The sequence below is a fragment of the Stieleria magnilauensis genome (assembly GCA_007753675.1).
Lineage (GTDB): Bacteria > Planctomycetota > Planctomycetia > Pirellulales > Pirellulaceae > Stieleria > Stieleria magnilauensis.
Genome location: CP036432.1, coordinates 5,565,176 through 5,586,840 on the forward strand (window position 1 = coordinate 5,565,176; position 21,665 = coordinate 5,586,840).

The window sequence follows — 21,665 nt, forward strand, 5'->3', positions numbered from 1 at the left end:
CTCGATTCGGACCAATACGACGTTCCCGAACATCCGTCACGACCGGAGTGCGAACAATTCACCCCCATGCTCAACATTCGCCTTTGTCGTTCAAAACGCCCCACCCTCGGCATCGCTGGGCATCCGCCAGTCACCGCGGGGCGAAAGACTGACCGAACCGACTTTGGGACCATCGGGCACACAATTGCGTTTGAATTGATTGCGAAAGAATCGCGTGATGAACTGCTCGAGCGTTGCCGCGATGGTCACCGAATCATACGGCTGATCGAACGTCGCTTGGGAGGCGAGATAGAGGATCTTGTCGCGTGTGAAACCGTTGCGGACGAAGTGGTACAGGAAAAAATCATGCAGCTCGTAAGCGCCGATGGAGCTTTCGGTGTTCTGCCGAATGGTGCCGTCACTGGCCGGCGGCAACAATTCCGGCGAGATCGGCGTCTCGGCGATCCGGTGCAGCAAGGCACTGAGTTGACCCTCGAAGTAGTGATCCGCGGCGTAGCGGACCAAGAATCGGACCAGCGTTTTGGGGATCGAAGTGTTGACGTTGTACATCGACATGTGATCGGCATTGTAGGTCGCCCATCCGAGCGCCTGTTCGCTCATGTCGCCGGTGCCGAGCACAAACCCGCGGTTCATCAACAACATCGTGCGGAGCCGCGCCTGCACATTTTCGAAGGTCAAATCGGCAGCGTCGTCGGGCAACTGATTCAGTTGACGTTGTAGTGATGCAACGGTCGTGTTCGCGTCGATCTCCAGCCCCAGCGGTCGGTGGCCGAGCGAGTGAAAGGTGTCCAAACAGAGTTGCCGAATGTCGATGCAATCGCCGGTCACCCCGGTCGATTCGATCAGCCGATCGGCACTGGTTCGGGTGTGATCGGTGGTGCCGAAACCCGGCATCGTGATCGCATGAATCGATTTCCGTGGCCAACCGGCGGCATCGACCGCCTTGAGCGCAACCAACAGTGCCAGGGTGCTGTCCAATCCGCCGGAAATGCCGATCGCCAACGGCGTCGACGTTGGCAGACACGACAGTCGCTTGATCAGACCGGCCGATTGGATCGCAAAGATTTCGCCGCAACGTTCGGCCAATTCATCTTCTTCGGACGGCACAAAGGGATGGGCATCGACATAGCGAAGCAGTTTCTCTGGCGCCGCTTGCTTTGCAGCGTCCTTTTGCTTCGCAGTGTCCTTGACCAGCTCGATCGTTCGATACTCCTGTTTCATTTGATCCGCGACATCATCAAACGATCCGACCACGCGTCGGTCATGGGCCAGTCGCTGTAGATCGATGTCACAGGTGACGGACATCTCAGCGACCCATTCGGGCGACCGGCCGTCTCCGATCCGCCGCGACTGGCCGATCAGCGAACCGTTTTCGGCGACCAGACAGTGCCCGCCGAAGACCAGGTCGGACGTCGACTCGCCCGGTCCGGAGGAAACATACGCATAAGCGGCGATACAACGACCCGATTGCGACTTGACCAAGTCACGACGCCACGCGGCCTTGCCGATCGTTTCGTTGCTGGCCGAAAGATTGACCAACACGTTGGCTCCGGCGACCGACGCATGGCTGCTCGGTGGAATCGGCGTCCAAAGGTCTTCGCAAATCTCGATCGCAATGACGGCTTCGCCCTGGCGGAACAACAGGTCCGTTCCGAACGGAATTTCCTTTCCCGCGAGGGCGACCGTTGCGGGGTCGGCCGGTCCGGAGGGTCGGAAATGCCGCCCCTCGTAGAACTCGCGGTAGGTCGGCAAAAACGATTTCGGCACGACGCCGGCGACCGTCCCGCCGCAGACGACTGCGGCAACGTTCATCAGTGAATCCCCGACCACCAGCGGCAATCCGACGATCACCGCGCCGCGTCGGCCCCGAGTCGACTCGGCGATCCGCATCAACCCCTCCGCCGCGCCGACCAGCAGTGCATCGCTGCCAAACAGGTCACCGCATGTATAGCCCGTCAGTGCCAGTTCGGGCAGCACGGTCAAATCGGCCTCGACGTTTCCGATCGAATTCAAAATCGCTTCGGCGTTGGCCGCCGGATCAGCGATGACGGTCTGCGGGGCAACCGCGTGGATGCGAAAAATTCCGTGCTGAAACAATGCAGTCGTTCTGGGGGTAAGGGGGAGTGTCGCGGAAATCACAGGATCAAAACGAGAATTTCACGCAACGTTTTGACCGCTCGGCCCATTGTAACCTGCACCGGTCCGACCGCACTCCCGGCGAAACCCCCGATCTGCTGGACCGGATTATTCGCGGTCTCTGGACAGTCCCCCCGCCACCTCTGCCGGCTTGCGCCCTATAATCTGAACCCGCTTCGCTTCGACGCCGGCGCTCTGAACGCGGACCGGCGACGCAGCGAACGATCTGTGTCTACCTGTTTGAATAAACGACTTGATGAGAGAGAACGACATGACCCGAATTTTGACCGCTGCATTTGCACTGATGATCACCGCGTCGATCGCCATGGCCCACTGCCAGGTTCCCTGCGGCATTTACGGAGACCAATTGCGGTTTGAACAAATGCTCGAAGATGAGCACACCATTTCGAAGGCTCAGCTGCAGATCAACGAGATCGCCGATGGCGAGATGTCGGCCCAATCGATCAACCAAGCCGGACGCTGGGTCACGACCAAAGAAGAGCATGCGACGAAGATTCAAGACACGATCTCGGCGTACTTCTTGGCCCAACGGATCAAACCGGACAGCGAAGGTTACACCAAGAAACTGACCGCCGCCCACGCTGTTATCATCGCTGCGATGAAGTGCAAGCAGTCGGCGGATCCGGAAACCGCCAAGGTGCTCGAAAAAGCGATCTTCGATCTGTACCGCGCGTACGAAGGCAAAGAGCCCGCCTTCGATCACTCGCACTAGTAGTCTACCGCAGCTCAATTATCGGGTAGTGGACGAGGCGACTATCGGGTAGTGGACGAGGCGACGAGTCCTCGGTAGTCGGCATCTTGGCAAGGACTCGTCGCCTCGTCCACTACCGCCTACCCGAAAACCAAGGTGCGGCGGAATACGAGTCGCACCCAGTCGACGCCGTCACGGTAGGGCACGCTGTGCGTGCCGAATGTTGATGCACCGCATCACCGACAACGGTTTGTTAGCGGCAGGGCGCAAGCCCTCCGGTCTCTGACCGCGTTTCAACGCCGATACCGGACGGCTCGCGGCGTTCCGCTTGCGCCGGTGCCGAATGCGTTGCACCGCATCACCGGCATGTTCGCCTTATGCCAACACCGCCCCGACTGGTTCGCCTTCGCTGATTCTCAGCGGGCGTCCGATCGGGGTTTGGCGTTCTTCGTGATAGGGCACGCCCAGCGTCGACAGGATCGTCGCGTGCAAGTCACCGATCGTGATCGGATTTCCAACGTCGGCCAACGGCTTGTCGGGATCCAGCTTGGGATCGGCCGCCGTCGCTCCGAGTACGCCTCCCTTGCGAATACCGCATCCGGCCAAGAAGGTTGAAAATCCGTGCGGCCAGTGGTCACGCCCCTCGGCCGGATTGATTTGCGGCGTGCGACCAAATTCGCCGCCGCACACGACGAGCGTGGTTTCCAACAAGTCCTGCTCGACGAGCCGGTCCAAGAGCGCCGCCAGGGCTGCGTCCAGGATTTCGCAGCGGGCCGATTGCAAGGAGTGATTGGTGATGTGGGAATCCCACCCGCCCAGCGTGACTTCGACACAACGCACCCCGGCGCCGATCAAACGCGTCGCAGCCAGACAGCCCCGTCCGAACGGTGTTTGGCCGAATTGCTCGAGCGTCTCCTTGGATTCGTTGGAAACATCGAACGCGCTGACCTGCTCGCTGGACATCATCCGTAACGCCGCATCGGTGGACGACTGGTGCAGGGTTCGGTTCTGGTCCAAGTCGCGCAACCGCTGCTGACGGAAGCGGCCTTCGAGCCACTGCAGATCTTTCATTCTGCGATCGAACCGATCTTCGGCGATCGGCGATTTCAGATCCGGGACCGGGTTCTGCGGATCACCGATTTTGAACGCGTCATAAACCGGTCCCAGGTAACCGCCGCGTGCCGGAGCGTTTTGCGGCAGAATCGAGATGTGTCGCGGGATGTCTAACTGTTCGGGAAATTCGTGACACAGGATCGAACCGATCGACGGATGCACCAGCGTCGGATCAGGGCGATACCCGCTCTTGATGTTGTAAATCGCCCGTTGATGATCGCCTTCCTTGCTCGTCACACTTCGGATCAGCGACCCCAAATGCATCTTCTCGGCCACGCGTGGCAACGTGTCGGCGATCTGCAGGTCCGGCACGCTGGTCGGGATCGCTTTAACTTCGCCGCCGATAGCCGATCCCGGGTGCGGGTCAAACGTCTCCAATTGACTGGGGCCACCCTCGAGCCACAACAGGATCACGTTCTTGGGCCGCGACGTCTCGGTCGCACCGACCGCGTCGGCCCAGGCGAGTTGATGGGCGATGGTCGAAAGCATCGCCCCGCCGGCACCGGCCCCCAACAGCGTGCGCCGAGACAGATGGGCATGCGGGTCGCAAAGCAGATCGTGATGGGACATGGGATCGGGCCGTGAGACGGAATGGAATGGCGGATGGTTATCGCGACGGAATGATGCTAATGATTCCACGTGAATTCGGTGCTGTTGGCGAGCGTCCAATAGAGGTCTTCCAGCGCCTCTGCACGGTCAGAACGCTCGGTCATCTTGTCGATAAAATAGTCACGTTCTTCCGTGCTCGGATAGCGATTGAGCAGACACAAATAAATCGTCTCGATCGCCTGCGCGTCGTCACGGGCGAACAGGTTGATGTGCCCGGTCGCGTTCAAGATCGGATTCGGTTGTCCAGCTTCGCGAAGCATGTTGCCGTTGATCATCAACAGCCGTTGCGGAATGGTGATGCCGTCCTTGGAGAACTCGTTTTCACCCAGATCACCGAAACGTTCCAAAAAGTCATTGATCGAACCGTATCGGATCAATTGAACCAGCAACGAGGAATCACGATTGATCGCTTTGATCTTCGACGCCTGCACGATCGATCCGGCCACCTGTTCGGCGCGCAATCGGGTCAAGGGAAACACCGCGTAGCGTTCTTCGTGTTGCGGGGTGACATCGAACGTCGCCCGACTGTCAACGCGAAACGCATCACATTGTGCGATGATCCGAATCGTCCGTCGAACATCGCGGTGTTGCACGAAATCGTCCACGATCGGCTCCAACATCGGCGGCAGTGGTTCATCCAGCGGCAAGTTGTCGACCGCCTCAGTTGCCGAGCGTCCGAACATCAACGCCCAAAACCGGGCGACGGCGGCGCGTGAGAACTGGCGGTTGTCCCGATGCGTCACCCAAGTCGCCAATCGCGATCGGGCATCCCCTTCCTCGGGCAACAACTCTGCGGCGTAGGGCACCGCCGGCGCCACCTCGACCGTTTCGGATGCATCCAGGTACTGGTATTCGTAGTCCGCCTCGCCCGTGCGAACCCCTTGCAATCCGTTCGTCTTGGCGCTGCTGTAGAACGCCGCCAACTGGTGAAAGTCTTGCTGTCGACCTTCGCGAGTCTCGACGGGATCGCCCAAGTTGACGTTGCCCAGAAAGTCGTTGTGACATTGCAGACAATCGATTCGCAATCCCAAAAAGGCGCGGCTGGTCCGGGCCGCCAAGCGAATCGGATCCGGATTGCCATCGTTGCTGTCGAACGTCACGGTCAAAAAATTCACTTCCGGACGGTCCGTCCAAAGCCCTTCGGCCGTGATCAAGTCGCTGACAATCTGGTCGTACGGGCGATTGGCAGCCAACTCGTCGGACAACCAGTGACGAAAGCGACGTCTGCGATAAACAATGAACGGGCCTTCGTCGGCACCGACAATGAACCGTGTCCAACGCTCGGCCCAATAGTCATGGAATCGCGGGTCACGCATCAAATTCGACAGGTGTGTCGATTCACGCTGGTCTTCGGGCAGACTTTCCAACGCGCGAATTTCTTGCAGCGACACGCCGCTACCGATCAGCGCCAACGACGTTCGGCGACACGAGGTCATCCAATCGGCCGGCGGGGCACTCTGCAACCCCAACGCGGCAAGTTGTTCGTTGCGTGCCGCGTTGACCGCTGCGACGACGCGATCGATCGATTCGGACTGGGCCGAAACTTCTCGCGGTGCAGAATCGACATCAGTGGATTCCAGAACAGTCGATTTCGGAAGGCCCGAGGGAGGCGAACCGTCCAAGCGAACGTCGCTGGCCGCTTCAACCTCGCCACGACGATCGTTGGAGGGTTCAGACAGCCCGGACGCCATGTACCCGAACGCGATCAGCATCAACAGCCCGAACCAGCTCCACTTCGCGACGGAGACGAAAAATTGTTTCATCGGATCATTTTCAGATTAGTTGCGTCGCCGGTTGTCATCGCTGGGTTTGCATCACTGGTACAGTCGCTGGACGCCACGCTATTATCCACCAAACGCGGCAGGAACGGTGAGTGATTCTCGTTCCATTCGCCGCCGATGAGCCGATCTTGATGATTGGCGCCGAAAAAAACTTACCGGATTCTTCATGTCAGACCCTACCGACCCGTTTTTCGAACCCTACGACCGCGACGAGATCGCTTACGGGGACGTGCCTTCGGCTCCCCTGGCCGCCTACCTGGACCAAGTGGACTGCAGCGGCCAGGCGATCGACCTGGGGGCCGGAGCCGGGCGTGACACCATTGCGTTGGCCAAAGCCGGTTTTCACGTCACGGCCGTCGACCTGAGCCCGCGGGGTGCCGAGCGGATCCGGCAACGGGCCGAGGCGGCCGGCGTCGGCCCGCGTGTGCAGACCTGTGTGGCGAACGTTTGCGACCACGAAATCCAACCCGACGCCTTCGACGCCATCTGCGCGACGACCGTGTTGGATCATGTCCCCGCCGACGATGCCCGGCGGGTTTGGAAACGAATGATGGCCGGTCTCCGCGACGGCGGCGTCGTCTACGTCGAAGTCCACACGACCGAAGACCCCGGCTGTGACCGCTGGCCGGGATCACAGAATAATGCCCCCCAAAGCGAAACCGCCGGCGCGGTGGTCAATTACTTTGCCCCCAATCAGCTCGCCCGTTGGGCCACCGACGAGGCATCTGCACTGAGGATTTTGCGCTACGAGGAACGTTTGGAATGGGACTACACGCACGGTCCGGAGCATCTGCACGGCAAGGCGATCCTGCTGGCCGTCAAAGCCGGCGCCCATCCGCCGTGGTACGGCCAACCGGTCGCCTTTCCGCGACGCGATGCTTAAGCAACCAGCGGGAGAGCTGTCGAAACCGATGGCACGATCGGCTACCCTTGATCGTTTGACGCAACGTTTACAACCGATCATCCAGTCTCCGGGTCTGCAATCTCGATGCAAGTGTCGCTGCTTTACGGTCGAAACGGGATCGCGGTGCCCTTGCCCCGTGACGCCGACGTCACGCTGATCGCCAAGCCCGAGATGCCGCGACTGGTCGATCCGGTTGCCGCCGTTCGCCGAGCCTTGCAAAGCCCCGGGGAGTCGAGCGGTGCGGCGGGGCTGCACGAAATTGCCGCGGGTGCTAAGAGTGCCTGCATCGCGATCTGCGACATCACGCGGCCGGTTCCCAATCACCTGTTCCTGCGGCCGATGATCGAGACACTGGTGTCAGCCGGCGTGCCGCAGGATCAAATCACGGTCTTGGTCGCGACGGGATTGCATCGTCCCAATCTCGGCGACGAGCTTGCCGAATTGATCGGCGACCCTTGGGTGTTACGGCACGTCAACGTCGTCAATCACGATGCGCTCTGTGACGAAGACCACATCGAATTGGGCCGAACCCCCACCCGGCAAACACCGGTCAAAATCGATCGCCGGTTCGTCCAAGCCGATGTTCGGATCGCCACCGGGTTGGTTGAGCCGCATTTCATGGCCGGCTATTCGGGAGGCCGCAAAGTGATCGCGCCCGGCTTGGCGCATGCCGAGACGATTCGGACGTTTCACAACCATCGCTTCATGTCCGACGCCGCCGCCGCCAATTGCAATCTGCATCGCAACCCGCTGCATGAAGAACAATTGGAAATCGTCAAGATGATCGGCGGCGCGTACGCGCTCAACACGGTCATCGACGATCAACGAAATCTGTCCATGGTCAACTTCGGTGAGATCACGGCCAGTCACCAGGATGCGGTCTCCTTCATCGGCCAGTACTGCCGCGTCCCCGTACCGCACCGCTTCCCGACGGTGATCACCAGTGCCGCCGGATACCCGCTGGACAAGACGTATTACCAAACCGTCAAAGGGATGGTCGGCGCGATCGACATCCTCGAGCCCGGCGGCAATCTGATCATCGTGTCCGAGTGCAGCGAAGGGTTGGGATCGGACGACTACGCCGCCGCCCAGGCAACGCTGACGCGTTTGGGATCCCAGGGCTTCTTGCAATCGATCCGGCACCAACCTTTTGCAGAGATCGACGCCTGGCAGACGCAGATGCAAACCAAAGCGACGGAGCAGGGAACGGTCCATCTTTACTCGTCGCTTTCCCCATCGTTGCAAGCGCTCACCGGGGTCTCCATCGTCGACGATCTCCAAGCCACCATTGAGGCTTCCCTGGACGCCAGCGCGTGCAAGTCCGTCGCCGTCATCCCCGAAGGCCCCTACGTGATCCCGTATGTGCAAGCCCAAGTGGCGTAAGCTTCCAAGTGGCGTAAGCTTCCAGCTTGCGTCCCGGCAAGCGAAGCTTGCCCCCCCTGCAACACGCCGAGCGAAGCTTGCGAAGCGGCAAGCTGGAAGCGTGCCCCACCTGGCTGTCACAGTTCCTGCAACGCTTGACGGACCTTGGGCAGGAAGTCGGGGTGATCGACCAGACGCATCACCGCAGGGCTGTTGAGCAAATGCATCAGCAACGGTTGATCCAGCGGACGTTTCTGCTCGAACCATTCCTCGAGTACCGGATCGTTGCGAATTTCATCGATCGCCGCGGCAACCGCGGGATCGGATCCCAGTTCCGCGATGTCGGGATCGTCCAATAGACGCTGGACGTTTTCGGGGTCGCCCAAGCGGCGCACCGTCTGGCGAAACTCGTTGACGCCGGCCAGCGATTGGAAACGCTCGAAGGGGTTGTAGTCACGAATGAACGGCCCGAGCAGGCTTTGACGGGTTTGCGAAGCCCAATCGTCGACGGCCGTCGCGACGGCGTTGTCCCGGATGTCGTCCGCACGCTGCCACATCTGAAGGCTGATCAGTCCGCCGAGCAGCAGGTAACAGATCGCAACCCCTTCAACCAATCCGATGGCAAATCCGGCGAAAAGGTTGGCCCAGTTCCAGACGCGGCGTTTGGCGAACACCCAGTTGCTGATCATCGTGATCAAGAGCGTCACCACCAGTGAAATCAGCACACCGATCGCAGCGATGCAAAGGAAACGATTGGCCAGCCCGCTGGTGCCAAACCGTTCGGAAAACGCGACTTGGTAGTTCATGCCCATCGCCGGCGCGTAGGCAATCGCGGCGACCAGTCCCAGGACCGATGCCGCGATCCGGCCGAACCCCATCCTGAATCCGCCCCAGCCGGACAGCGCGATGACAACGATCGTGATGGCGGTAACGGGATCACCGCGCCGATACAGCAGCACCGCCGCGACGAGGCTGCCCAGTGACAGCGGATAGAACAGCCATGCCGGCATCGGAATCGGATCCCCCGGCTTCGGCTTGCGTCGTTTTTTCTTGCGTCGAAATCGATTCGTCGCGGTGGGATCGGCCATGGCGGCGATTCGCTGGTCGGGGATGAACCGGTACTTACACGGCCAATCATAGGCCATCGGTTCTGCCGACAGCGGCTTCCACGGCGAATGGCTGCCACAAAAAAACCGGGCCCACGTTGCGACGGTCCCGGTCAATCACGCGGTGAAGCATCTTTTCAGCGGTATTGGATCGCAGCCCCCATGCGCGAGCACCGGCCACGCGACGCCCCTCGCTGACGCGGCGCACCTGGCGGTCGGCGTCGATTCAATGCCTGCCGATCGTCACTGATTGAGCTGTTCTTGGATCACCTCGCGATTGGCACGCGTCCCCAACGCCCCCCACAACCCATACGGGCTGGCGGCACCGGGGCTCCGGTTTCCGGTCCCGTTGTAGACCACCGTTCCGTTGCTCGGATCGCCCGCCTCGATCGAATCGGTGACGAAAATCACGGCACCATCGCCCATCAACAGATGGGCGCCTCCCGGGTGTCGGCTGCTCGCCGAGAGCACACCCGGCGTGGTGTCTTCGAGCGACATGCAGGTCTCCGAATTGGGCGGAAGAATCGTATTGATCGCCGTGTAGGGTTGCATCCCACTGGCCCAACGAAACCCGCGCCCCTGATTACCCGCCATGACGTCGGTCAACGACGGATCCCAGAATCGGGGACGATCGGGGTCGATGTCATCGCGGCAGGCGGTGGGATCATTTCGCAACCCGCTGAAGGTCCCGGGAGCAAAACTGTGGGCCAGGGTGCGAATGTCACGGTCGCCCAGATCGGTCGCAATTTCACCGTACATGATGGTGTTGGACAGTCCATCCAACACGTCGCGAAACTTCTTCTCCACCCGCGGCACGAACATGCCCCGCGCCGACGCCAACAAGCTAGCGTTGGAATTGCTGTGGACTTCGATCTTGGGATCTCCACGCAAGTTGAACCAGTACGGACCGTTGTCGGTGTAGTGCAACCCGTCGCCCAGACACGCGGCGTAGTTGGTCCGTCCCATGGCCGGCAAACCGACGCCCGGATCGCTGGGGCAACGGAGCATCGGAATCTCGGTCATCCACGGCGGATACGCGTTGTTGCTTTGATTGACAATGACCACACGATTGGGTTCTTCGGTCGGCGTCGGCCCCATCGCAGGCCACGGCGGAACACGCGTCACACCCGGATTGGTCAAATCAACCGAGTTGGGATTGCTGATCTGATCCCAAAGCCCTTGCTGCTCGAAGAAAGGTGTCAGACCGACAAAGGTGCTCAACATCATCATGTTGCAGTCGTCGCCGTATTCGCTGAACCAACTTCCCGTGGGAGGAAGCCGGCGGGTCCCGTTCAGGTGAGTCGGCAGCTGCTTGTACGCGGCGTGGTAGTTGTGAACGGCCAAACCGATCTGTTTGAAATTGTTGCTACAACTCATCCGCCGCGCGGCTTCACGAGCGGCCTGGACCGCCGGCAACAACAGGCCGACCAGGATGCCGATGATCGCGATCACGACCAACAGCTCGACCAGCGTGAACGCCCTGGGTTTGTGTGGACTCGTGTTGTAGGAACTGGGTTGAAGCGAAGAAGGCCTGCGAGGATGCCTTGGCATGTTCGTTCCCTCATCAATGATCACAGTCGGACGGAATGACGATTCGTTGACGGACGTCGCGTCACTGGCGTTGCTCGGCCAATGCTTTTGCGGCACGTTCCCGGTTGGCTTGCTCCTGCTCGCTCATCTGATAGGTCTGCGGTTGGATGACCGTGGGCTCGCTGGAACCACAGCCGGCCATCGTGACCGACGCCAAGATGAACGGAAAACATAAAATTCGATTCATGGCATTGCGAATCAAAGGTAGAGTTCCAGCCTGAACTGTCTTTGAACTTTGTCGCTGCCGTCGCCAGATGGTGGTTTTTCGTGTTTTAGCGACCGCAGCGACATCGGGTCTCCTTTCAGCGACGGAGCGTAATGCTTAACCCCCGCGCAGCCACTTCGAAACCCCCCAAGTTGCATTGGGCGAGAAAAACCACAAGCTCGTTACATAGTGACGCTTCCCGATTGATCGGCTGATCCGCGACGATGAATGTCGATGGGAAGCGTAGGTGCCGTTGTCGCGGCCCAACAGACATTTGCACGCCATCGAGTTCACCAACCTAACCTCAGCGCCGAACCGGGCGATCATTCACGGCGGCCGAGTTTTTTTACAACTGACCCGAGCTCCCTCCTTCCAATTTTTCTGCCATCTGGTGATGCAAGACTCCCGATCCGAACCACAGCCGAACGATTCATCCGTTCCCACCCCACGCGCCCGACCGCTGGGGCTGGACGTGGTGATGATCGCGATCTTGATGGCCGCCGCGCTGTGGATGCTCGGGCGAACGCCATGGTGTCAATGCGGGGAGTACTCACCCTGGTCCTGGGACATCAACTCCCAACACAATTCCCAGCACCTGATCGACCCGTATTTCTTTACCCACGTTCTTCACGGCGTCCTGTTCTTTGCCGCGCTGTGGCCGCTGCGACACCGATTGAGCGACGGGATTCGACTCAAATTGGCGGTCGTGTTCGAAGCCGCCTGGGAGATTTTGGAGAACACGCCGTTGATCATCGAACGCTATCGCGCGACAACCATTTCGCTGGACTATTACGGCGACTCGATCGCCAACAGTGTCTTCGATCTGTTGGCCTGCATCACCGGGTATGCCATCGCATCGCGGCTGCGATGGACCTACAGCTTGGCCTTGTTGATCGTCGTCGAAGTGGTGCTGTTGGCGACGATCCGAGACAGCCTGTTGTTGAACGTCATCATGCTGGTTTGGCCCAGTGATGCGATCTTGCAGTGGCAATCGGGATAGGGCATTCCCACGGGACTACACATCAGCACGCGGCGTCAGCCAGTGGCAACTACATTGACGCCGAGCAAAGTGTTCTTTGTTAGCGGCAGGGCGCGAGCCCTCCGGTCTTTCACGGTGAAACCGGACGGCTCGCGCCGTTCCGCTAACACCTGCAGAGCCCAAGCATGTCAGCACGTGGCGCGTTGGCGAAACCGTCACGCGCCGCTCGCTCACGCGTCCCGCTGACATGCCCGGCCGGGCCTCCACCCGCTAGCGTTTCACGCGCGCGTTGCCTTGCCAAATGCTCCACACTTGGTCTTCGTCGGCGGGTTGGCCGTAATCGGTCAGCATGGTTGCCGCCAGCGCGCCGGTGGCCCAGCCGAACTGGGTGCTCTTTTCGACATCCCATCCGTTGAGCACACCATAGAGCAGTCCGCCGACAAAACCATCGCCGCCGCCGATCCGATCCAGCACGCCGATTTCGCGCGGCTCCACGACGGTAAACTCGGTCCCGTGAGACACGATGGCGCCCCACATGTGGGAGTTCGCGCTTTCGACTTCCCGCAGCGTGGTGGCAAACAAGGTGGTGTCGGCGTACTCTTTTTTGACCCGTCCGATCATCTCTTTGAAACCGTCGATCTTCGCCCCGATGTCCTTTCCTCCGGCTTCGGGTCCCTGGATATCCAGACACAATTGAAAGTCTTCTTCGTTGCCGATCAGGATGTCCGACAGGCTGGCGATCTCTTTGAACGCGGCCGACAATTCGTCTTCGCGACCGACCCAGAACGAAGCCCGGTGGTTGAGGTCAAACGAAATCCGTGCGCCGTGTTTCTTGGCCGCGCGGGCGATTTCCAAACAGAACTGGCTGGTCTCTTCGGACAATGCCGCGATCAGACCGGACATGTGAACGATCTTCGCCCCTTCGTCGCGAAAGATTCGATCCAAATCAAAGTCTTTGACACTGAGCAGACGCCCGACTTCACCGGCACGGTCGTTCTGGACGCGCGGACCGCGCGAGCCCCAACCGCTGTCGGCCATGTTGATCTGGTGCCGAACGCCCCACGGGGTGGATTGTTCGAATTCGGGGCCTTCGTAATCCATGTGCCGCCGCGCCAAGTCGTCCTTGATGAACCGCGCGATCGGACTGTCTTTGACGAACGCCGTCAAAATCTTGACCGGCAAACCGAGAAAGGACGACACGCTCCCGACGTTCGACTCGGCGCTCGTCGCCTGCATCTTGAAGGTGTCACTGCAGTGGAACGGTTGATGGTCGACCGGCGTCAACCGGGTGCCCATGCTGGTGGGGATGACGAGGGCATACTTGGCATCATTGCGAAGTTCGATCATTTCCGATGGTCTCGTTGTGCGACGAAATGGTTGGGGAAAGGCTGGTTAAATGGTGACCGATGCGAAGCCGCCATCGATCGCGATGTTTTGTCCGGTGACGAAAGACGACGCCTTTCGACTGGCCAGCCAAATGGTCGCACCGGCAAGCTCTTCCGGATTGCCGAAGCGGCCCATCGGCGTGTGCCCGATGATCTGACCGCCACGCTCGGTGTAACTGCCGTCGTCGTTGAACAGAAGCTTTCGGTTTTGTTCGGCGGGAAAGAAGCCGGGGCTGATCGCATTGACGCGGACTCCGGTGGTCGCCCATTCACGGGCCAGCCACATCGTCAAGTTGATCACCGCGCTCTTGGCCGCGGAATAAGCGACGACACGCGACAGCGGGATGATGCCGCTCATCGAGGCGATGTTGATGATGCTGCCCACGCCGGCGTCGATCATGTCTTGACCGAACACCTGGCAAGGCAACAGTGCGCCGCCGACCAGGTTCAGATCGAAGACATCGCGCCACGCATCCAGCGGCAACTTACAGAAATCGCCTCCCGGTGGAATCGTCGCCTCGGGGCGATTGCCGCCGGCGGCGTTGACCAGCACCGAGGTCGGCGCGCCGGCCCACTGGGAAATCGCCGTCCGGGCCGCATCGAGCGACTCGGCGCTCAAACCATCGGCGGCAAAGAATTTCGCCTCGCCGCCGCCGTCGGTGATTTTTTTGGCCCGCGCTTCACCGCGTTCGGCGTTGCGGCCGATCACGGCGACCTTGGCACCGCCGGCGCCGAGTGCTTCTGCCATCAGCCCGCCCAATTCGCCGGTTCCGCCAATCACCGCCGCGACGTCGCTCTTGAGATCAAATAGATTATTCATGGGCGGTAATTTAATCTGTCCGGCAGCCCGCTAACAGTGTGGGTTGGAGTTTACCCGCCGATCGAATACATCGGACGCTCGGGCGGAGCAAAGTCGCCGTCGTCGATCCCATGGCCGGCCGCCTTGGCCGCGACCGCCCGCCGAAACTGCTCGACGAGTTCGTCGTCGTGAAGGCCGCCTCGTAGCAAGTCCCGGATCGAAAACTCCTGCTGCGAGAACAGGCAATTCCGAATCGCGCCGTCCGCTGTTAAACGAATCCGGTCGCACGCATCACAAAACGGCTTGGTCACCGATTGGATCAGCCCGATCGAATGCCCGCCCGGCAAACGAAAATCAGAAGCCGGCTGCGATGCGCTCGGCGGAGGAACCGGCACCAGCGGCCCAAATGCTCGCTCGATCATCGCGCCGATCGTCTCGCCGCTGAGCACGTTCTCGGTCCGCCAGGAACGGTCGGTGTCCAGCGGCATGAATTCGATGAATCGAATTTGGACGTTGCGTTGCATCGCAAACTTGACCAGCGAGATGATTTCGCTTTCGGTGACGCCTTTGACCGCCGTCGTGTTGAGCTTGATCGTTTCGAACCCTGTCGCGATCGCCGCGTCGATCCCGCGGATCACCTGATCGATACCGCTGCGTCGTGAAACCTTTTGAAAGTTCACTTCGTCCAGCGTGTCGATGCTGATGTTCAATCGCTTCAACCCGGCCCGGCGCAACGGCTCGGCAAACTGCTCCAACAGAATCCCATTGGTCGTCAACGACAAGTCATCCAAGGCATCAATCGACGCCAGCATCTCGACCAGTCGGGGCAGATCCTTTCGCACCAGCGGTTCGCCGCCGGTCAAGCGAATGTCGCGGATCCCACAACGCGACGTCAACACGTCGGCGATTCGCTGAATCTCTTCAAAGGTCAGCAACGTTTCCCGCGCGGCAAACTCGGCGCCGAATTCGGGCATGCAGTAAAAGCAGCGGAGGTTGCAGCGGTCGGTCACACTGATCCGCAGACTGCGATGGACACGACCGAATCGGTCGACCAGCAGGTCGCCGATCAAACTGTCGGTGGGACGTTCGGCAGGTGGAGGCGTGATCAATCGCTCGCGTCGCTAACAGGGAACAAAGTACAGAAGCGTCAATCCGTTCGGCGCCGCTTCAGCCTAGCGGAATTGATCCAGAGTTTCGACGTCCTCACCTCGCACGAAACCGAGCGGGGGTGGAGCGAGTCAAACCACCCATTGGAGCAGCTTCGCCGGGCGTTTGGATACAAACACTTACACGATGCAGCACCCAAGGGGGGAGGGGTGGCGATTATTTGGGACGCAAGGTCCATGAAGCCGGCATTGCGCTTTGCACCGAGGCTTGCTTCCCGTTAATTTCGAACGCCTTGGCGGCGGCGAATTCGACCGCGTCCCGCATTTCGCCAGGCTAATCCCTCTCTCGTCTTTCTTTTCCCAGCCGGCGTTTTTCCAAATTCGTTCTAGGTGGTGATCATGCGCAAGCAACGCGATCGACTTCAATGGGCTCTCTCTGCACTGTTTCTGGTCACATTGATCGGCTCGTCGTCGCTTGACCCCGCGGTTTGTCCGGCAGGTGAATTTCCGGTCAAAAGTTCGCGCGACGTGCGGCTGATGAAGGCCAAGGTTCGAGCGGCGCAGTTCCTTTCCAAAGCGACCTTCGGCCCGACGCAGGAGTCGATCGATTCGCTCGCCCGCCGCATCAGTGAGATTGGTTTTAAACGCGCGACGTCGCAGTGGATCGATCAGCAATTCGACTTGCAGCCGACGTCGCACGAAGCCGTCGCACGCGACATCATCCATGTCGATGGACGCGAGCCGAATACCCAGAGCATCGGCGTTTCGTTGTACCGCTATCAAGCATGGTGGCACATCGCACTGACCAGCGAAGACCAATTGCGTCAACGGGTCGCCTGGGCACTGTCCCAGATCTTCGTGATCGGCGACTCGGGAACCGGTTTCAACAACGACGACAAACGATCGATCGGCGGAGGCAGAGAGACGATCACCGACTGGCTGGGGATGTCCGACTATTACGACATGCTGTCCGAAGGGATTGACGGAACCTACCGCGAACTTCTCGAAGACGTGACCTACCATCCCTGCATGGGTGACTGGCTGAGTTCGCGGGGCAATCGCAAGGCCAACATCAGCGCGGGGCGATTCCCCGATGAGAATTACGCCCGCGAGATCATGCAACTGTTCTCGGTCGGTCTGTACCACATGCACCAAGATGGTCGTCTGAAGATCGATGAGAACGGCAATTTAATCCCCACCTACGACAACGAACAAATCAAAGAACTCGGGCGGTTGTTTACGGGATTTAAATACAAGCACTACTCTCGAAACGACTTTTACGTCCCGCGGAACTTTGGCGAACCGATGGAGATCCATGTCGCCGAACACGACAACAACTTAAATTACTCCGAAGATCCGAACGCCCCGGCGAGCAAAACGGTCTTCGGCACGGTATTGCCTCCGCTGCCGTCCGCGGTGACGCAAGCGGACGTGAAAGCCGAGATCGGCGCGGGACTCGATGCGATCGCCAACCACCCCAACGTGGCCCCATTCATCTGCCGGTTGCTGATTCAGCGGATGGTGAAATCGAATCCGTCCCGGGCCTACCTGCGCCGGGTGACGCGTATCTTCAACGACAACGGCCGCGGCGTCCGCGGTGACCTCAAGGCCGTGGTCAAAGCGATCTTGACGGACCCGGAATTGTATCGCGGTCATCGTGTGGTACGGCGAAGGAATCCGACTCGTGTGGATGTGATCGTTCGCGGCACCGAGTACAGCCGACTGCGCGAACCGATCCTGCGTACAACATCTCTGATCCGAGCGATGCGGCCGACGACAAATTATGCGGCCGGCTACATGATGCTTTCCAACGGCGTCGGGGGCGAATTCGGCCAAATGCCCTTCCGCTCGCCCAGCGTTTTTAATTTTTACTTGCCCGACTACCAGCCGCCGGGCGACTTGATCGGTCACACCCCGTCTCGGCGCAATCCGTATGATTCGTTGTACGCACCCGAGTTTCAAATCCTCAACGGTGTGACGGCTAACAAGATGCTGAATCGTTTTCGAGTCTGGGCTTACAGGCGTTACGTGCAATATGGAATGCGGAAGGGCACCTGCCGGATCACGTTCCATCTGGAGCCGGAATTGGAGTTGGCCAAAGACCTGGCCAACCTGGATGAAATCCTGAGGCGTTTCGATCTTTGGTTGTGCAACGGCTCGATGAGCGAAGCGACGAAAACGAGCATCAAGAACGCGATCGCCAGCGAACCGTCCGCCTCCAACGTCGAACGTCTCGAAGTGATACTCAACGCCGTCGTCCTGTCCCCGGACTGCGCGGTGGAACAATAGCCCGAGCAAGAGGCCGAGCCATCGCCCCAGCTTTTCATCGGCGCGATCAAACGAACGGCTTGATCGGCGCGTTTCCCAAACACTCTTCTGCTTTTTCGGATCCCTTGCCATGAACCTTCACTCCAACGAATCGATTTTCACCTCGCGTCGCGCGCTGCTCAAAGCCGCCGGCGGTTGCGGCCTGATGACGAACACCTCGTTGATGGCAACGCTATTGAATCTACAAGCGACAAAATCGTTGATGGCGGCCGAAACTAACCCGACCGGTTACAAAGCGATCGTGTGCCTGTTCCTGCTCGGTGGCAACGACTCGTACAACATGCTGGCGCCGTACGACGGCACCCCGACCAGCGGCGAATACGGCGATTACGTGAGCGCCCGCGGCGGCGTTCACGATCCCGACACCAACCCGAGCGGTCTGGCCATCGATCGCAATTCACTCGTTTCCGTCGCCGGCCCCGACGCGAGGAATTTTGGACTGCACCCCGCCATGGCCGCACAAGCCTTTGCCGAACCCGCACCCGATCCGCTGCCCGATCCTTCCACGACCGGTGTCGCCGGGCTCTACAACACGGGGAAATTGAGCTTCGTTTCCAATGTCGGGTCGCTGATCGAACCCACCACGCGGGCCCAGTACAACTCGCGTGCCGGACTTCCCCTCGGTTTGTTTTCCCACGCCGACCTGCAGCGCCACTGGCAAACCGGATTCCCGCAATCACGCAGCAAGATCACCGGCTGGGGCGGTCGCATGGCCGATCTGTTGCAAAGCACTAATTCCAACCCGACCGTCTCGATGAACATCTCGGTCAACGGCATGAACCTGTTCCAGACCGGTTCGGACGTGATCCCCTATGCGATCGGAAACAGTGGTGCGACGAAGGTCAATGGCTATTCAGGTAGCTTGGGACGCCAGGATCGGATGAACTCCCGGGCCATCAATAACATCTTGGACCAGACCTACAACGACCTGCTGGCAAAATCATTTGCCGAAACCAACCGCAATTCGGCCGAAGCCGCGCTGGAATTCAATACCGCCACCGACGCGGTCGACATCATCACCCCGTTCGCATCGGAAAACCCGAGCAACCAACTGAAAATGGTGGCCAAGGTGATCGGTGCCCGAGCGACCCTCGGCCAAACACGTCAGATTTTCTTTGTCACCAACGGCGGTTGGGATAACCACAGCGGCCTGATCGGAGCCCAGCAGACGAATTTGGCCGAAGTCAGCCGGGCGATCCGTTCGTTCTACGACGCCACCGTTGAACTGGGCATCCAAAACGACGTCGCGCTGTTCACCGCCTCGGACTTCGCCCGCACCCTGGGCACCAACGGCCAGGGCAGCGACCACGCCTGGGGAGGCAACCAGATCGTTTCCGGCGGAAGCGTCGACGGTGGCAAGCTGTTCGGCAAGTACCCCACCAGTCTCACCAGTCCAGTCGATCCGATTGCCGGCAACTTGAACCTCGGCCGCGGGCGGCTGATTCCGACCACCTCGGTCGACGAGATGGCTGCGGACCTGGCGATGTGGTTCGGCGTCGGCAACAATCAAGACCTGGTCGACGTGATCCCCAACATCCGAAACTTCTTCTCCGCCGGCCCAACCGCCGGCCCGCTCGGATTGTTCACCTGAACCAAGTGGCGTAAGCTTCCAGCTTGCGAAAGTGGCATCAGCTTCCAGCTTGCCAGCGCCGCTCCTCGGCAAGCAAGATGCCTAGTCCACCATCGATCACCCCATGAGCTACGACGACGAAGACGACGAGGAGTTCGACTACGACGAATTCGTCGAACGCGAATTCGGAACGCCGCTGCGTTCCAAAAGCACACCGCTTCACTGGCAACTCGTCGCGATCGGACTGCTCATCCTGTTTGCACTCTTCACCTGGATGTCGCTTGGACTTTGGATGCCGTTCTGAATTGTGACGAAGGCGTCACACCGAGTTTGCGCCACACCCTCGATCACTTGATCCGAAACGCGGTGATCGCTTCGGCGGTCTACCGCAGGGAAACCGCATCGACCAACAGCGATGCGCTGGCAGAGTTGCAGACGAACCGGATCGACGATCGCTTGCTGCCGCGGCTGTACGTGGCCGACCGCCAGACCGCCGGCCGCGGCAGACACGGCAATTCGTGGATCAGCGAAGAGGACGCGTTGACGTTTTCGTTAGTCATTCCGTTTGAGTTGTCCCACCCGTCCGCGTCTGTGCTGTCACCCGCCGTCGGCGTTGCAGCCGCCCGCGCGATCGAATACAGCTGCCCGCCGTGCCGCGTCGCACTGAAGTGGCCCAACGACATCTGCGCCCTGCGGTCGAATGGCTCCACCACGTCCCCCATGCTGCATAAACTCGGCGGCATTCTGATCGAGACCAACGCGACGATCGCCGGACGGATGGTGATCGGGATCGGCTTGAATCTGAACGGGAAACCCAACCTGAATTCCCAGCACTCCACCCCGCCGGCGTCCATCGCTGAGATCGCTAATCGCCGCGTCAGCCGCGAAACGTTGCTGGCCGCCCACGCCGAATCGCTCTCCGAAATGCTCGGCGAACTCGACGACGGTCCAGACGAAATGGTCCGTCAGTACCGGTCGCGCTGCGCGCTGGCCGGTCACGACCTCTCGCTGAAACAGAGCAACGAAACGATCACCGGGTACTGCACCGGCATCGCCGACGACGGATCGCTGGAATTGATCGTCGACGGCAACCGGAGACACTTCCGCAGCGGCGAAGTCCAACGCGTCCGACCGGCGTGCTGACGGGCGAGGATATGGGTCTTGTAACCTTCAGGCATGGTGCTGGCAAACTTCAAAGGCGGCGAATGGTGATCGGGTGAGCAAGTATCGGTGGCCGCCGAGCGCAACGGCATGACCGTTCGATCGAAAACACCAAGATCCCGGACGTTAACGTTATTCTCGCCGGCGTGTGGCAAGCGCCACACCGGGTGCGTCGGCAGAGCCGTCGAGGATGGCAAGCAGGATGCTTACCCCACTTCACCCTTGTTCTCAGGCCGCCAATCGATTTCCAAAAATGTCGTTGACAGGCCGCGCGAACCACCGTACTATCTAAATAGCACACTCAATCACTGGTTCCTCCTTCAGGTCCAGCCATGTTTTTTTCGATCGACGTCCACAGCGACGTCGCGATTTATTTGCAGCTTGTTCGGCAAGTCAAATTTGCCATCGCCGCGGGGACGATCCGCCCGGGACAACTGCTTCCCAGCGTCCGCGCGCTCAGCAACCAGGTCGCGCTCAACCCCAACACGGTCGCCCGGGCTTTCAATCAGTTGCAGGCCGACGGCGTGATCGAGACCTTGCGGGGCCGCGGCATGGTGGTTCGCGACGCGGCGGTCGAGATCTGTCGCAGCGAGCGCGAGACGGTGTTGAACGAACGCATCGGATCGGTGTTGGCAGAAGCCTGGCATGCCGGGCTATCGAAAAAGCAAATCAAGACCTTCGTGGACGATCACTTGCGGCAGTTGGTCGACACCGAACCGGCTGTCTTGGTGTCGTCGACCGAGCCGAGTGACAACGGCGGAGCCGAAGAATGAGTAGCCAAGCACCAGTAGCTGACCACCTTCCCGAACCCAACGAAAC

General features: G+C 60.0%; 18 protein-coding genes. 9 read left to right on the forward strand and 9 right to left on the reverse strand.

The window, feature by feature from the left end:
* Window positions 1–90 precede the first annotated feature (90 nt).
* Window positions 91–2,097 (reverse strand): NAD(+) synthase, encoded by a 2,007-nt coding sequence (locus TBK1r_RS19450; protein ID WP_145214263.1) that lies wholly within the window; start codon window positions 2,095–2,097, stop codon window positions 91–93.
* 310 nt (window positions 2,098–2,407) lie between these two features.
* Here TBK1r_RS19450 and TBK1r_RS19455 point away from each other — a divergent pair, with 310 nt between their 5' ends.
* Window positions 2,408–2,869: a superoxide dismutase [Ni] gene (locus TBK1r_RS19455; protein ID WP_145214267.1), complete on the forward strand. Its 462-nt coding sequence runs from the start codon at window positions 2,408–2,410 to the stop codon at window positions 2,867–2,869.
* Between the two features lie 354 nt (window positions 2,870–3,223).
* Here TBK1r_RS19455 and TBK1r_RS19460 read toward each other — a convergent pair whose 3' ends face one another.
* Complete coding sequence (locus TBK1r_RS19460) at window positions 3,224–4,531, reverse strand: DUF1501 domain-containing protein (protein ID WP_145214270.1); 1,308 nt, start codon at window positions 4,529–4,531, stop codon at window positions 3,224–3,226.
* A gap of 56 nt (window positions 4,532–4,587) precedes the next feature.
* Window positions 4,588–6,333 carry a DUF1549 domain-containing protein gene (locus tag TBK1r_RS19465; protein WP_145214273.1) on the reverse strand — a complete coding sequence of 582 codons (1,746 nt, stop codon included), beginning with the start codon at window positions 6,331–6,333 and terminating at the stop codon, window positions 4,588–4,590.
* Between the two features lie 184 nt (window positions 6,334–6,517).
* On the opposite strand from TBK1r_RS19465, the gene TBK1r_RS19470 reads away from it, so the two are divergent.
* On the forward strand, window positions 6,518–7,234 hold the full coding sequence (locus tag TBK1r_RS19470; protein WP_145214276.1) for a class I SAM-dependent methyltransferase: 717 nt from the start codon (window positions 6,518–6,520) through the stop codon (window positions 7,232–7,234).
* A gap of 105 nt (window positions 7,235–7,339) precedes the next feature.
* Window positions 7,340–8,638 carry a nickel-dependent lactate racemase family protein gene (locus TBK1r_RS19475; protein WP_145214279.1) on the forward strand — a complete coding sequence of 433 codons (1,299 nt, stop codon included), beginning with the start codon at window positions 7,340–7,342 and terminating at the stop codon, window positions 8,636–8,638.
* Window positions 8,639–8,754: 116 nt separating this feature from the next.
* Here TBK1r_RS19475 and TBK1r_RS19480 read toward each other — a convergent pair whose 3' ends face one another.
* The 3 genes from TBK1r_RS19480 to TBK1r_RS38720 form a co-directional block, all read right to left on the reverse strand.
* Window positions 8,755–9,762: a CvpA family protein gene (locus TBK1r_RS19480; protein WP_145214282.1), complete on the reverse strand. Its 1,008-nt coding sequence runs from the start codon at window positions 9,760–9,762 to the stop codon at window positions 8,755–8,757.
* A gap of 204 nt (window positions 9,763–9,966) precedes the next feature.
* The gene (locus TBK1r_RS19485) at window positions 9,967–11,274 is read right to left on the reverse strand and encodes a DUF1559 domain-containing protein (protein ID WP_145214285.1); all 1,308 of its coding nucleotides are present in this window, start codon (window positions 11,272–11,274) and stop codon (window positions 9,967–9,969) included.
* Window positions 11,275–11,335: 61 nt separating this feature from the next.
* The gene (locus tag TBK1r_RS38720) at window positions 11,336–11,500 is read right to left on the reverse strand and encodes a hypothetical protein (RefSeq protein ID WP_419580164.1); all 165 of its coding nucleotides are present in this window, start codon (window positions 11,498–11,500) and stop codon (window positions 11,336–11,338) included.
* A gap of 412 nt (window positions 11,501–11,912) precedes the next feature.
* Here TBK1r_RS38720 and TBK1r_RS19490 point away from each other — a divergent pair, with 412 nt between their 5' ends.
* A complete protein-coding gene (locus tag TBK1r_RS19490) occupies window positions 11,913–12,518 on the forward strand; it encodes a DUF2585 family protein (RefSeq protein WP_145214288.1) in 606 nt (201 codons plus the stop codon).
* 249 nt (window positions 12,519–12,767) lie between these two features.
* Here TBK1r_RS19490 and TBK1r_RS19495 read toward each other — a convergent pair whose 3' ends face one another.
* Genes TBK1r_RS19495 through moaA form a run of 3 tightly spaced genes read right to left on the reverse strand, consistent with a single transcriptional unit; the run spans window position 12,768 to window position 15,790 of the window.
* Complete coding sequence (locus TBK1r_RS19495) at window positions 12,768–13,844, reverse strand: sugar kinase (RefSeq protein ID WP_145214291.1); 1,077 nt, start codon at window positions 13,842–13,844, stop codon at window positions 12,768–12,770.
* Window positions 13,845–13,889: 45 nt separating this feature from the next.
* Window positions 13,890–14,702, reverse strand: a complete 813-nt coding sequence (locus TBK1r_RS19500; protein ID WP_145214294.1) for an SDR family oxidoreductase — start codon at window positions 14,700–14,702, stop codon at window positions 13,890–13,892.
* Between the two features lie 50 nt (window positions 14,703–14,752).
* Window positions 14,753–15,790 carry a GTP 3',8-cyclase MoaA gene (gene moaA, locus TBK1r_RS19505; RefSeq protein WP_473772439.1) on the reverse strand — a complete coding sequence of 346 codons (1,038 nt, stop codon included), beginning with the start codon at window positions 15,788–15,790 and terminating at the stop codon, window positions 14,753–14,755.
* A 396-nt stretch (window positions 15,791–16,186) separates the two neighbouring features.
* On the opposite strand from moaA, the gene TBK1r_RS19510 reads away from it, so the two are divergent.
* From TBK1r_RS19510 to TBK1r_RS19525, 5 genes are all read left to right on the forward strand, one after another.
* On the forward strand, window positions 16,187–18,076 hold the full coding sequence (locus tag TBK1r_RS19510) for a DUF1800 domain-containing protein (protein ID WP_145214297.1): 1,890 nt from the start codon (window positions 16,187–16,189) through the stop codon (window positions 18,074–18,076).
* A gap of 109 nt (window positions 18,077–18,185) precedes the next feature.
* Window positions 18,186–19,706, forward strand: a complete 1,521-nt coding sequence (locus TBK1r_RS19515) for a DUF1501 domain-containing protein (RefSeq protein ID WP_145214300.1) — start codon at window positions 18,186–18,188, stop codon at window positions 19,704–19,706.
* Between the two features lie 103 nt (window positions 19,707–19,809).
* A complete protein-coding gene (locus tag TBK1r_RS38725) occupies window positions 19,810–19,989 on the forward strand; it encodes a hypothetical protein (protein ID WP_419580165.1) in 180 nt (59 codons plus the stop codon).
* Window positions 19,990–20,036: 47 nt separating this feature from the next.
* Window positions 20,037–20,828: a biotin--[acetyl-CoA-carboxylase] ligase gene (locus tag TBK1r_RS19520; RefSeq protein WP_419580166.1), complete on the forward strand. Its 792-nt coding sequence runs from the start codon at window positions 20,037–20,039 to the stop codon at window positions 20,826–20,828.
* 350 nt (window positions 20,829–21,178) lie between these two features.
* Window positions 21,179–21,619 (forward strand): GntR family transcriptional regulator, encoded by a 441-nt coding sequence (locus TBK1r_RS19525; protein ID WP_145214306.1) that lies wholly within the window; start codon window positions 21,179–21,181, stop codon window positions 21,617–21,619.
* Window positions 21,620–21,665: the final 46 nt, after the last annotated feature.